The following is a 13,319-nucleotide window of genomic DNA, read 5'->3' as shown; positions in this document are numbered from 1 at the left end:
GCGCTCGCCACGGGCGAAAGGCAAGGTTGCGCGGGGCATGGGCTGTGCCCTGCCCCGCGAGTATAGACAATTGGCAACACTGCATGCTCGGACCGCTTTTGCAGCCGGGCCGGGCCGAGGACGGCTTCTGACGGCTACAAGCCTAGCGCCGCAGCACGGCGCTCAGAACGTCGCGGATGCCGATCGCGCCGACGAAGCGCGACTGCTCGTCGAACAGCGCCACCGGCGCCGTCTGCGAGCGGTGCATGGCCAGCATCACCGTCTTCAGCGAGGTGCCAGGCGTCGCCCAGAACACTTGCGCGGTCTCCTCCGGTTGCCGCTCCACATCGGCGCAGGAAACCCACACCGCCGGCTTGCCGTCGCGTTCGGCGGCCGCCACCAGCCCGTGATCGTCGATCTTGAAGCGCGTCGTCTTGCGCCGGTCGAGCCACACCCAGCCATCCTCGCCATGTTCGAGGTCGCGGCGGTCGCGCATGACGTTCCAGGCCGTCAGCACCGACAGCGGATTCACATTGGCGATGAAGTCACGGACATAGTCGTTGGCGGGCCGGAGCACGATGTCTTCCGGCGCACCGGTCTGCACGATGCGCCCGCCTTCCATGATGGTGATGTGGCTGCCGATCTTGAGCGCCTCCTCGAGGTCGTGGCTGACGAAGATGATGGTCTTCTTCAGCTCCGCCTGCAGCTGCAGCAATTCGTCCTGCAGCTTGGTGCGGATCAGCGGGTCTAGCGCTGAGAACGGCTCGTCCATCAACAGGATCGGCGCCTCGGTGGCGAAGGCGCGGGCCAGGCCGACGCGCTGCTGCATGCCGCCGGAGAGCTCGTGCGCGTACTTCTTCGACCACTGGTCGAGATGGACGAGCTCCAGCTGCTTCTTCACCCGCTCCTTGCGCTCGGCTTCCGGCACGCCGGCGAGTTCGAGGCCGAAACCGACATTCTCCTCCACCGTCCGCCACGGCAGGAGGCCGAATTGCTGGAACACCATCGCCACCTGCTTCTGGCGCAAGCGCCGAAGCGTTGCCTCGTCGCAAGTGACGACGTCGACCGTGCGGTCGCCGTCCTTGACCAGGACCTGTCCGCGCGACACCACGTTGAGCCGGTTGACGGCTCGGAGCAGGGTCGACTTGCCGGAGCCCGACAGGCCCATCAGCACGGAGATCTCGCCCTCATGCACGGTGAGGCTGGCGCCGGCGCAGCCCAGCACATTGCCGGTCTTTTCGAGGATCTCCGCGCGGGTCGCACCGCCGTCGATCAATGCCAGCGAACCAGCCTGGTCGGCGCCGAAGACGATATCGACATTCTTGAAATCAACGGCGACGGTCATTTCTTGCCTCCAACACCGATACGCGTCATCCGGTCGAGCACGATGGCCAGCACGACGATGGCGAGGCCGGCTTCAAGCCCGAGATCGATGCGGCGCGAGCCGAGCGCGCGGTTGATTTCCGTGCCGAGGCCGCCGGCGCCGATCAGCGCGGCGAACACCACCATCGACAGCGACAGCATGATCGACTGCGTCAGCCCCGCCATGATGGTGGGCAGCGCCGAGGGCAGCTCGACCTTCCACAGAAGCTGGCTCTTGGTGGCGCCGAACGCCTCGCCGGCCTCGATGATCGCCTTAGGCACCGAGACGACGCCGAGATGGGTGAGGCGGACCGCGGTCGGGATGACGAAGATGATGGTGACGATCAGGCCGGGCGCGTTGCCGAGGCCGAACAGGGTGAGCACCGGGATCAGGTAGACGAAGGTCGGCAGCGTCTGCATCAGGTCCAGCACCGGCAGCATGATGCGGTAGACCTTCGGCTTGTGCGCGGCCCAGATGCCGAGCGGCACGCCGATGGCCATCGCCATGGCGGCGGCTGCAACCACCAGCACCAGCGTCTGCACCGTCTGCTTCCACAGATTCTGGTTGATGATGAAGATCAGGCCGATGAAGACGGCAATGGCCAGCGGCCGCGAGCGCTGCAGGAGCCAGGCGATGCCCGCGATGACCAGCGCCAGCAGCACAGGCGGCAGGATCAGCAGGATATCGACCAGCCCGTCGAGCAGGAAATTGAGGCCGTTGGAGAAGGCCCTGAAGACGGTGTCGAAATTGTCGGTGAGGAAGCCGAAGAAGGCTTTTCCCCAGGGACCTATGGGAATCTTGTAGGCGACCAGAAATTTCGAAATCGGATCCATCTGCCCCTCTCGGCCTTCGCCGTCCTTGTCGGACGGTCATTGTCCCACAGCATATGAAAAAGGGCAGCCTTTTCCAGATGGCTGCCCTTCTTGATCGGTCATGCCGAACCCAAAGCCGGCTCAGCTCCCGAGCGCGGTCTTGATCGCGGCGGCCGCGTCGCCGCCGTCGAAGGTGGTGACGCCGGCGATCCAGGGCGCGATGGCGTCCGGATGCTTCTTCAGCCAGTCGGTCGCGACCGTGTTGGCATCGCCGCCCTTGAGGATGGCGTCCATCATCTCGCCTTCCATGTCCAGGTTGAACTTCAGGTTGGCGATGAACTTGCCGGCATTCGGGCATTCGGTGGTGTAGCCCTTGCGCACGTTGGTAAAGACGGTGGCGGCGCCGAAGCCGCTGTCGCCCATGCCGTCGAGATAGGTGATCTTCATGGCGCCCATCACCGGATGCGGCGTCCAGCCGAGGAAGGCGATCCACTCATTGTTCTTCATCGACTGCTCGGCCTGCGTCAGCATGCCGGCCTCCGAGGACTCGACCAGTTCGAAGCCTTCGAGATTGTCCTTCGGGTTCTTGATCATGTCGAGGATGATGCGGTTGCCGTCATTGCCGGCCTCGATGCCGTAGATCTTGGCGTTGAACTTGTCCTTGAACTTGCCGAGATCGGTCAGCGTCTTGACGCCGGCGTCCGCCACATAGGTCGGCACGACGATGCCGTAGCCGGCTCCGGTCAGGTTGGTGCTGATCGTCTCGACCGAGCCGTCGGCGGTGTAGTCCTTGATGTCGTTGGTCATCGACGGCATCCAGTTGCCGAGGAAGACATCGAGGTCCTTGTTCTTCAGCGACGCCATGGTGACCGGGACCGACAGCTGGATCGTCTGCGGCTCGTAGCCGAGCGCGGTGAGCAGCACCGAAGCGACGCCGGTCGTGGCCTGGATGTCGGTCCAGCCGACATCGGAAAGGCGCACTGCCTTGCAGCTTTCAGGATCGCCGGCAAAGGCAGCGGTGGTGGACAGGAAAGCCGCCAGGCCGAGCCCGGCGACGAAGGAATTCATACGCGACATAGATATTCTCCCATTGCAATTCTTTTTGGCACGGCGAAGTTACGGTTTGTGTCTCCGCCTTGGTTTCGTCAGCCAAACACCATTCTGAAGCGGTTTCAAGCACTAAGGCAATCACGATCAACGGCGCGCACTGGCCGATCAGCGACACGGCTGCCGCTTTTTTGATGGCCGGCGGCTTTTTCAGGGGAATGCGCGGGCGCCCCCTCCCCGCGCCGCGACAAGTCGGCTTAAGGTGTCCCGAGATTCAGGTCAGGCCGAGCCGAAAACGGTGGTTTCGAGAACCGGAGCGCAGCGGACATTTGGGTCCGTGAGCACCGGAAGCGCAGAAAGCCGTCGTTTGCAGGCCGGCATCACCTGAATACCGACACACCTTAAAGGGCGGCATGGCCAAGCTTTACTTCAACTACGCGACGATGAATGCCGGCAAGACGACGATGCTCTTGCAGGCGTCCTACAATTATCGCGAGCGCGGCATGACGACGATGCTGTTCGTCGCCGGCCACTATCGCAAAGGCGACGGCGGCCTGATCTCGTCACGCATTGGCCTCGAGGCCGAGGCCGAGATGTTCCGCGATGGCGACGACCTCTTCGCCCGGGTCGCCGAGCACCATGAGCACACCACGGTTCATTGCATTTTCGTCGACGAGGCGCAGTTCCTCGAGGAGGAACAGGTCTGGCAACTGGCCCGTATCGCCGACCGGCTGAACATCCCGGTCATGTGCTACGGCCTGCGCACCGATTTCCAGGGCAAGCTGTTTTCCGGCTCGCGCGCCTTGCTGGCGATCGCCGACGATCTGCGCGAAGTGCGCACCATCTGCCGCTGCGGCCGCAAGGCGACGATGGTCGTGCGGCTGGGTCCCGACGGCAAGGTGGCCAGGCAGGGCGAGCAGGTCGCGATCGGCAAGGACGTCTATGTCTCGCTTTGCCGGCGCCACTGGGAAGAGGAAATGGGCCGCGCCACGCCCGACGACTTCATCGGCTTCACCAGGGCCTGACCCGGCCGACTTGCGCTATTCCGGCCTCATGCAGCTCAGACTACTATCGTGCGCGGGGGCAACATGAAAATCCTACAGTTCACGCTCACTTGTCCGTTTCCGCCGCTGTCCGGCGGCGAGATCAGGAGCGCCGCCAATGCGCGGGCGCTCTCGGCGCTCGGCGAGGTACTGACCGTAAGCTTCGCCGGCTCGCCGACCCAAACCTCGCTCCCCAATGTCAAGCACCTCGTCATCGAGTCGGCGCGCCGCAACGGCACCTGGCAAAGTCACAGGCCACATCCGACCATGCGCATAATGCCGGCCGACGAACTGGCCGAAGCCAGCGCGCTCTGGCGAGCCTTCGCACCCGATCTGGTGGTGATCGAGAACATCGTGCTGGCACAACTGCTTGACCTGGCGCCACGACATGGCGCGCGCGTCGTCATCGATCTGCACGACATCGATTCCAAGACAGTGGCGGACGGCATTACCGGGCTGCCGGTCTTGAAGCGGCTGCGGAACTTGCGCGAGAACAGACGCAGGATCGAGCTGGCGCGGGACGCCGACCGCCATGCGGCAGCGGTGGCCGACCAGGTCTGGGTCTGTTCGCAGATCGACCGGGCGCTGCTGTCGGCGCTAGGCCCGGCAGGCGACGTCAGGGTGATCGCCAACCCGATCCCCGATGAAAGCGTGCTTTCCTTGCCGGTAACAAGCCGTCGCTATGAGGCGCTCCGCCTTTGCTTCGTCGGCCATCTCGGCTACTTCCCCAACATCGACGCCGTAAAGCAGATCGGCCGCAGGATGGCGCCACGCCTCGCGGCGTCGGGCCACGACTGGTCGATCACCATTGCCGGCAAGACCCCGGACGATCTCGTGCGCCGGGTATGCGCGGAACACGACCTTCGCCTTGTCGAAAACCCTGAGAGGCTGCCCGACCTGCTCGCCTCCGCCGGCTACGCCCCGATCCCGCTCCGCTACGGCGGCGGAACCCGCATCAAGGCGCTGGAGGCGATGGCGGCGGGGCTGGTCGTTTGCGCCACCGAAAAGGCCGTCGAGGGGCTCGGCCTGCAGGCCGGCAGGCATTTTCTTGCCGCCCGCGACGCCGGCGAACTGGCCGCAAAGATCCTGGCTCTCGCCGCTCGGCCCGAGGCAGCCGCCGAAATGGCCGCTGCTGGCCGGGCCTTCGTGCGCGAAAGGCATTCTTCGGCCGCGATCGGCCGCGAAATCCTGCAAGCCGCCGCGGATCTGATGGCGCGTCGGCCGGACTGAGCGCCGTTTCCGCAATCCCGCCATCATGTGCGGCGTTTGTTAAGGCATGGGTCCTATTCAGGGTGCCTTCAGCCAGGAGTCCGCCATGCTTCGAGCCATTTCGTCTGCCGCTATCCTTGTCTTCGCCGGCATCGGCGCCGCTCACGCCGCAGGAGACGCCGCGCTTGGCAAGAAGGTCTTCAACCGCTGCATGGCCTGCCACGACGCGACGACCGATCACGACAAGGTCGGTCCGCATCTTCTGGGCGTCGTCGGCCGCACCGCCGGCACGGCCGCGAATTTCAACTATTCGCAGGCCATGAAGGATGCCGGCGCCGGCGGCCTGGTCTGGGACGAGGCCAATCTTGCGCTCTACCTGCGCGCGCCCAAGCTGAAGGTGCCCGGCAACAAGATGGGCTTCAGCGGTCTGACCAACGACGCCGACATCGCCAACGTCATTGCCTATCTGAAGGCCGACCCCAAGCCCTGAGCTCCCGCAGCAGGTCTCCGTCCGGCCGCCGCCGCCGGGGGGCCACCGCAATTGTTTGCCGAATATCAAGACGACACTTCCGGCGGGAAGCGAATGCTTCGCCAGTGACCCGCCCGCGTGAAAGTCGAACTGCAAGAAAAATGCGCCGGCCGGCTGCTAGTCTCGCCATGCGCATGGTTCGATTGTCTTTCAAGGCAGAAACGAAACCTTTTGTTTTCGCGGCGCCTCTTGTCTTGCGTCTTTCAATCCCCGGATGCTCCACATATATTCGCGCCGACACGAAACCGATGCCGATGCGGGAGGCCCCTATGGCGACATTGCAGAATTTCGATGCCGAGATTGCCAAGACCAAGCAGGTCGTTCAGGACATGCGCACGAAGATCGAGCAGTCCGGAACGGTGCTCGACACGCTCGCCCAGGCCGACAAGAAGATCGGCGACGCCAATTTCGACATCGAAAACGCCCGCATCGAGGATGTGCTCAAGCAGCAGAAGGTCATGGAGGGCAACATCGCCGACCTGATCATCGGCCTGGAGGACGCCACCAACGTCTTCGGCGCCGAATTCGAGAGCATGAAGAACTACACCGGCTGGGAGAACTTCGTCGGCGTCTTCTCGGCCCAGCGCAAGCAGCGCATGCGCACCGACCGCGTTCGCAACATGTCGCTGGCGGGCAACCTGCAGGAACTGTTGGCCAAGTCCGACACCATCGTCGGCATCCTCAAGGCGCAGAAGGAAGTGCTCGACCATCGCTACAAGACCTCCGAGGCCAGCCTGTCGCAGGTGATCGAGCGCCGTAAGACCACCATGTCCAACCTCGAGGCGGTGCAGAAGCGCATCGAGGAGCTCAACCCGATGCTGCTCGATATCGAGAACAAGATCGCTGCCTCGACCAGCCAGAAGGAGCGCACGCAGCTTGAGGGCGAGCGCTCGAAAATGGCCACGGAATACAATGAGAAGCAGGCCAAGGAGCAGGAATTGCTGGCCGAAAGCCAGACGCTGGAGCGCTACACCTCGATGTTCCAGACCTTCGTCGATTCGCTCAACAACCAAATCGCGGCGCAGTCGACGTTGATCAACAAGCTGACCATCGACACCGAGCAGCGCATCGTCCTTTACAAGGCCTTGGAAGACTCGCTGAAGACCGCCGCCCAGCAGGACGTCGCCCATAAGATCAACACGCTGGGCAGCCAGGTCGACAACACCGCCGAGGAAACCATGGCCGGCATTGGCGCCGCGTCGCAGAAGCACATTGGCGACCTGCTCGAAATGCACGAGAAGAACATGGTGGCCTCGGCCGACATCCAGCGCCGCAAGAAGCTCGCCGACGATGCCTTCGCGCGCCGCTTCGACGAGGTGATGAAGAAGCACAATTCCGCCAACTACGTGCAGCAATAGTTGGCGGCAGGCTTTCGTCTCCAAGGCAGTCCCATGACCCCCGAAAATGAAGCGGCGGCGCGCTATTTTTCCGCCATCACGGCGGCACTGAGCGGGCTGGAAGTGTTTATGCGCGACGATCGCTCGCCGCTCTACCGGCATGGCATCGTCGCCAGGATCGTCGCCGAGTACATCGCCCGGCTCGACAAATCCTTTGCCTGCTGGCGCAACCGGCTCGGCTTCATGGAGACGTTCCGCATCTCGCGCGCCGACAGCGGCTATCCGGTGTTCCAGAACCTGCTGGAACTCGAAAACGACCGTCGCCAGGCAGAGAGCCGGCTGGCCAACATCCCGCAGGCCGGCGAACTGCGCGAGGAGATGGCCGACTTCATCCTGCGCCACAAAGAGTTCCCCGAGGCGCTGCAGAAGTCGATGGCCGAGCGGCTTTATCTGGAGGACGTCAGGAGCGAGCAGACCTTCGGCCCGTTCACGCTGGCGCAGACGGCAAAGGTCTCGGTCAACCCCAAGACCTTTCGGCCCTATTACCTGGTCCACTGGGCCTGCTTCGACGGCAGCGCCAACCTGCCGTTGATCTACATGGTGACGGTGGAGGACTCCTCGGAGAGCATGGTGCGCCAGCTGGTCGATGCCAACGGCAAGCTCAATGAGAAGGTCGACATCCCGTTGCCGGTCGACGGCCTGCTCAACCCCGAGCTCGCCCACCGCTTCGACGATTTCACCGAGAAGAATTCCGCCTACACGCTGTCGCCGGCGACCATCGCGGTCAATCTCGACAAGGATTTCGAGCCGCTGCATCCCAAGCAGCTCCGGCGCGTCGTGCTCGGCCCCTTCTACTCGGCGGGGATCACCGACAACAATTCGACGGTGACGGAAGTGCTGGCCAAGGTGCGCAAGCCGGAAAACGCCTGGCTGCTCACCTGGACGATCCAGGAAGTGTTTTCGAAGTCCGAGAAACCCGGCCGCAAGGGCCTGTTTTCGAGCGAGAAGACGACGCAGGAATTCTTCATCAACACGGACGATCTGGAAGCCGCGCGCCAGGGCGTGTCGAGCTACGAGAACCATGCGCTGATCCCGCACGAGGCCTATCAAGCGCTCTATGCCGCCGGCGAGGCGCAAAAGATCTTTTCCGGCTACAAGGTCCACATCCTGTCCAACGGACAGGTCATCAGCGACGTCTGACCGTCAAACCGCGGAGCATCCTTCATGGACACCGGCCTGACCACGATTTCGGAAGCCGCGATCGAAAAGCACCGCGCCACGGCGCAGAGCTTCATCACCCGCATCGTCGTGCTGGAGGACCCGTCACGCGAATCCGGCACAGCGCTCGCCGGCACCAATCGCCGCTTCGTCTCGACGGTCTCGGTCGGTTCGGTGCGCCGCACGCGCGAGGTCGAGCTGTCGAAGACGGTCGCCGCCGTCCACCCCGACGACCAGCTGCTCACCATTCCGCAGCACACGCTTCTGTTCCGCGCCCGGCGCGGCCTGGCGATCGCGCTCGCCATCTCGGATGTCTTCGCCGAAGGCTCGGATCTTGAAAGCCTGCAGGCGAAAAACGCCCGCGCACCGCTCGAAGGTGACGAAGCCGCGACCTTCAAGAAACTCTTGTCGGCCTCGGCTTACATCTCCGCCTTCAGCCTGGCTTCCTACCTGTTCCAGCTGATCGACAGCGACGGCGAGGCGCCCAATGACATCGCTGAGCCCGACTTCCTGTTCGACACCCAGCAGGACGCGGTCAAATCAATCATCGCCGGCCTCGACAAGGCGATCGCCGGTTCCAAGGACGACGCCGACCTGACGACGCGGGCGCGCGCCTTCGCCCGCGTCGCCATCGACGGCCTCCTGGCGCGAAAAGGCCGCTTCGACGGCATCGGTCCGTTCGAGAACGCCCATATCCGCATCGATGTCGACGATTTCACCCTCGACGGCTTCGATGTCGCGCCCGGCAAGCGCTCGAAACCGCTGGTGATGACCTTCAAGAAGCCTGAAGAGGTCGTCGGCAACCACATCGCCAAATTCCAGTCGGTCAGGCTCGCCAAGATGCTGATGGCCTATGATTTCGAGCGCGAGCTGAACCCCTTCGTCGAACTCGGCGGCTTCCTGTTCACCTTCATCGGCGACGGCGCGCCGGGCACCGGCAAGACGACGTTGATCCAGATGATCGCCGGCCTCGTCAACGACTATTGCCAGGTCGCCAGCTATCCCTTCGCCTACGAGAATTTCGGTGTCGACCAGATCTCGTCCTACCAGGGCAAATCCGGCCAGAACTGCCGCCAGTTCATCAACAACGTGCTCAATCCGCGCGTCATCGGCTTCGGCACCATCGACGACATCGACCAGGTGGCGGCGCGGCGCTCCGACGATCGGGCATCGGCCGGCCAGCAGGAGATCACCGGCGTCCTGATGGACGCCTTTGCCGGCGCCGGCACGGTGGTGCGCGGCAACTGCGCCTTCGGCATGTTCTCCAACTATCCGGAAAACGTCGACGACGCGCTGCGCCAGCGCGCCGGCGCCCGCTGGCTGGTCGACGGGCCGCAGAGCCGCGACGACTACATCGACATCTTCGTGCTGCTCGCCGGCAAGAACCACAAGATTCCGCTCGGCGACCACAAGCTCTATGCGGCGCAGGAAATCCAGCGCGCCGTGACCGAGGCCTATGAGGAGCACGAGAAGCCGCAGGAAGACGGCCTGATCAAGGTCTACGAGCGCTACATGAAGGAGAACGGCACGCCGAAATCGATGGCCGATATCGGCACCTACCTGCACATGATCAAGGATGCCGAGCCGCGCTTCACCGGCCGCGCCATCAAGAACGTCACCGACGCCATCAAGATGCGCGCCATGGACATCGAGCTGCCGGACGAATGGTTCGAGAAGCCCGAAGCCTTCATGCACAAGGGCTACGACGACAAGAAGGCGATGATCGAGGAACTGCGCGGACCGTTCTCGATGGACATGGTCATGCAGGAGATCAACCGCTACGCCGACTCGGAATTCCGCTACTCCGACAAGTCCGACGACGCCGCGGTGACCAAGATGATCCGCGACACCCGGCTGCGCGACCGCGCCGTGCGCGAAATCGAGGAGATGAAGAAGAAGGGGCTATGGAATGCGTAAAGCACGCCGACGCCCCCTTCTCCCCTTGTGGGAGAAGGTGTCGCCGAAGGCGACGGATGAGGGATGTTCCAGCTTGGCGCCGACGGCACTCCGTCACCCACCCCTCAACCGTCTCGGCGCTTCGCGCCGATCCACCTTCTCCCACAAGGGGAGAAGGAGAGGTCGCGCCCCTCATCAGCCCTTCGGGCACCTTCTCCCCGTGAACGGGGAGAAGGAATAATGGCCAAGAAACCCGACCTTCTGCGTGACAACGAGCTGATCTACGGCAGGCTGCTCACGGTCGACGAGCCGCATCTCATCCAGCGCTACAACAAGGCGCTCGTCGCCTTCGGCCTCAGTCCCACCAAGCTGACGAGCTTCCAGATCGACCGCACCGGCTTCTCGCCCGAGGTCGCCGACGAATGCGGCGACTACGACTATCTCGACCCCAATGAGGTCAACCGCCGCTTCATCATCCTGACCCCGTCGCAGATCGACCTGCCGGTGGTCCACACCGCCTTCTCCAACACCTCGCAGCTGATGTTCGAGTTCATGTCCAAGAACCAGCGCGCCATCGACGCGCTGACCATCAAGGACGTGATCTACGGCGAGATCGAGGACTCCGTTCCCCAGGTCAACGACATCGAGGACCTGCTGTCGATCAACCAGGTCGAGTTCAAGGTGCTGTCGGCCGAAGATGTGCTGGGCAAGGCGGCCGAGCTCGGCAAGCTGGTCGACCGGCTCAAGCAGGAGCCCGACGCCTGGCGCGACAATGCCATGCTGCAGCGCATGGTGGAGCTCGCCAAGGTCTGCGGCGACATCCGCGAGAATGCGCTGGTGCCGGACCAGGTGATCTTCCGCCACAACGCCTACTGGACCAGCCATTTCGGCGGCCTCTACGTCTTCGTCGATCCCGACATGACGACGGTGATCAGTGACCCGGCTGCGCCCGGCTTCCGCCGCTCGCGGCCGTGGCAGGTGAGCTACCTATCGATCAGGGACGCCGACAAGGTGTTCAAATTCCTCGCCGCGACCGGCCGCATCGAGTTGCCCCGCGCCTCCTGGATCGAGTCCTCCGGCTATCTCGAGCATCGCGCCGAAATGGTGGTGCGCGCGCTGATCCGCGACACCGAGCCTAACCGCAATTTGACCGACGTCGACAAGGTTTGGCTGCAGACCTGGATCCACGGCCACACCGACCTGATCACCAAGGACGGCAATTTCCCCTTCCTCAACGCCGCCAAGCGCGAGATCGCCCAGTATGGCCATCTCAAGATCGAGGACGTGTTCCCGCAGCAGCGTTTCCTGGTGATCCGCGCCAAGCCCGATCATCCGGACGCCTGGCTGACCAACCAGCTGATCTCCGACTTCGTGCCGCAGGACTTCGTCTCGCGTTACGTCTTCAACAAGCCCGGCTTCTACAGAGACTATGACGGCTTCAGCGACGCCTGGCGATCGCATGTTGTGGACGTTCTGAAAACCACATATTTGAAAGACAAGGCGGCGTTTCGCACGCGCCTCTACGGCTTGACTGATTGAGGGGTGACACAGCCATGCTTGATCCGATCGTGAACTTCTTCACCCGGATTTTCCAGTGGATCGGCCGCGGCATCGGTCTCCTCGTCGGCATCATCCTGTGGCCGTTCATGTGGGCCGGTCGCTGGTACACCCAGCGCGGCTGGATCCTGAAAGCGGTGGTCGGCCTGGCCTTGCTGGTGCTGGCCGGCCTTTATGCCAATTTCTTCTACGCCACCCAGTGGTGGACCAATTTTGACCCCAACTACGTCGACAAATATACATTCGAGAAGCGTGGCATTTCAGCGGGCGAGCAAGTCTCCGCCGGCGCCGGCACCGATACCGCCAAGACCTGCGGCAACTCGGCGATCGCCCAGGTGGCAGCCGACCTTACCGACTTCAATGTCAACCAGAATGCCTGGATCTCGTCGATGATCCTCTACAAGCTCGGCCTGTTCGGCATCGACTGGGACCATACGCCGTGGATGGACAACAAGGCCTCGTTCCAGCGCGGCATCAACCAGGCGGTGAGGCGTACGGCGACCGAGCTTGCCGACAATCTGGGCCGCGTGCGCACGACCTCACAGATCGATGCCGATCTCCAGGATGCGCGCGGCAATTTGCAGTTCGACGAGGAGACCTGGTATTTCGGCCTCAACCCGTTCGGCCCCAAGACGCCGACGCCGAGCTACTATCGCGACGCCGTGCGCAAGCTGCGCTCCTTCAACGCAAGGCTGGCCACCTGCCAGGCGACGTTCGATGCGCGCGCCGACAATCTGAAGCAGTATGTCGACCGCATCTCGTCCGACATCGGCTCGACCTCGGCCATCCTCAAGGAGCGCGCGGAAAACCACAACGCTGGCTGGTTCGATACCCGCGCCGACGACCGCTTCTGGTTCGCCTATGGCCAGCTCTATGGCTATTACGGGCTGATGAAGGGCGCCCAGGCCGACTTCGACGACGTGATCAAGGAAAAGCACCTGCAGAACCTGTGGGACACGATGGATTCGCAATTTGTCTCGGCGCTGCGCATCCAGCCCTTCATCATCGCCAATGGCCGCGAGGACGGCTGGCTGCTGCCGACGCACCTGACCACCATGGGTTTCTATGTCCTCAGGGTGCGCTCGAACATGGTCGAGATCAGCAACGTGCTGACGCAGTAACCGCATCCCTGCCCCGGGGGGCGCTGGCGGATTTGCGCCGTCGTCGCTGTCGCATTCCGTGCATTGCGCGGCTGTTTTGAGACGGCGGCGCGGCATCCGCTCTGGCTTCTATACGGCGCAACGACCGGGCTCGAAACAACCGACCGGAAGAGGCCCGGCAGCAGGAACACTCTTTCTTCGCAGGAAACATAGTTGCATGAAAGTTGAC

Annotated in this window: 11 protein-coding genes; 8 read left to right on the top strand and 3 right to left on the bottom strand. The window is 63.3% G+C overall.

Going from position 1 to position 13,319, the window contains the following annotated elements:
- Positions 1-142 precede the first annotated feature (142 nt).
- The 3 genes from choV to choX all read right to left on the bottom strand — a co-directional run bounded on the left by choV (position 143) and on the right by choX (position 3,231).
- The gene (choV, locus tag JG743_RS10670) at positions 143-1,324 is read right to left on the bottom strand and encodes a choline ABC transporter ATP-binding protein (RefSeq protein WP_202300157.1); all 1,182 of its coding nucleotides are present in this window, start codon (positions 1,322-1,324) and stop codon (positions 143-145) included.
- On the bottom strand, positions 1,321-2,175 hold the full coding sequence (gene choW / locus JG743_RS10665; RefSeq protein WP_202300156.1) for a choline ABC transporter permease subunit: 855 nt from the start codon (positions 2,173-2,175) through the stop codon (positions 1,321-1,323). Before choW ends, choV begins: the two co-directional genes overlap by 4 nt.
- Before the next feature lie 120 nt (positions 2,176-2,295).
- Positions 2,296-3,231, bottom strand: coding sequence for a choline ABC transporter substrate-binding protein (gene choX, locus JG743_RS10660; RefSeq protein ID WP_202300155.1), 936 nt, complete (start codon positions 3,229-3,231; stop codon positions 2,296-2,298).
- Between the two features lie 383 nt (positions 3,232-3,614).
- Between choX and JG743_RS10655 the strand changes: the two genes are divergently transcribed.
- From JG743_RS10655 to JG743_RS10620, 8 genes are all read left to right on the top strand, one after another.
- Positions 3,615-4,226, top strand: a complete 612-nt coding sequence (locus tag JG743_RS10655) for a thymidine kinase (RefSeq protein ID WP_202300154.1) — start codon at positions 3,615-3,617, stop codon at positions 4,224-4,226.
- A gap of 63 nt (positions 4,227-4,289) precedes the next feature.
- Positions 4,290-5,474: a glycosyltransferase gene (locus tag JG743_RS10650; protein ID WP_202300153.1), complete on the top strand. Its 1,185-nt coding sequence runs from the start codon at positions 4,290-4,292 to the stop codon at positions 5,472-5,474.
- Between the two features lie 85 nt (positions 5,475-5,559).
- The gene (locus JG743_RS10645) at positions 5,560-5,943 is read left to right on the top strand and encodes a c-type cytochrome (RefSeq protein ID WP_202300152.1); all 384 of its coding nucleotides are present in this window, start codon (positions 5,560-5,562) and stop codon (positions 5,941-5,943) included.
- 308 nt (positions 5,944-6,251) lie between these two features.
- Positions 6,252-7,340, top strand: a complete 1,089-nt coding sequence (locus JG743_RS10640) for a hypothetical protein (RefSeq protein ID WP_202300151.1) — start codon at positions 6,252-6,254, stop codon at positions 7,338-7,340.
- Positions 7,341-7,373: 33 nt separating this feature from the next.
- Positions 7,374-8,519 (top strand): hypothetical protein, encoded by a 1,146-nt coding sequence (locus JG743_RS10635; RefSeq protein WP_202300150.1) that lies wholly within the window; start codon positions 7,374-7,376, stop codon positions 8,517-8,519.
- A 24-nt stretch (positions 8,520-8,543) separates the two neighbouring features.
- Positions 8,544-10,454: an ATP-binding protein gene (locus tag JG743_RS10630; protein WP_202300149.1), complete on the top strand. Its 1,911-nt coding sequence runs from the start codon at positions 8,544-8,546 to the stop codon at positions 10,452-10,454.
- Positions 10,455-10,673: 219 nt separating this feature from the next.
- A complete protein-coding gene (locus JG743_RS10625; protein ID WP_202300148.1) occupies positions 10,674-11,972 on the top strand; it encodes a DUF6638 family protein in 1,299 nt (432 codons plus the stop codon).
- A 14-nt stretch (positions 11,973-11,986) separates the two neighbouring features.
- Complete coding sequence (locus tag JG743_RS10620; protein ID WP_202300147.1) at positions 11,987-13,111, top strand: DUF2333 family protein; 1,125 nt, start codon at positions 11,987-11,989, stop codon at positions 13,109-13,111.
- The last annotated feature ends 208 nt before the right edge of the window (positions 13,112-13,319 follow it).

It is taken from the genome of Mesorhizobium sp. 131-2-1, from assembly GCF_016756535.1.
Lineage (GTDB): Bacteria > Pseudomonadota > Alphaproteobacteria > Rhizobiales > Rhizobiaceae > Mesorhizobium.
Note: the sequence above shows the minus strand (reverse complement) of the source record. Positions and strands in the feature narration are given on the sequence as shown.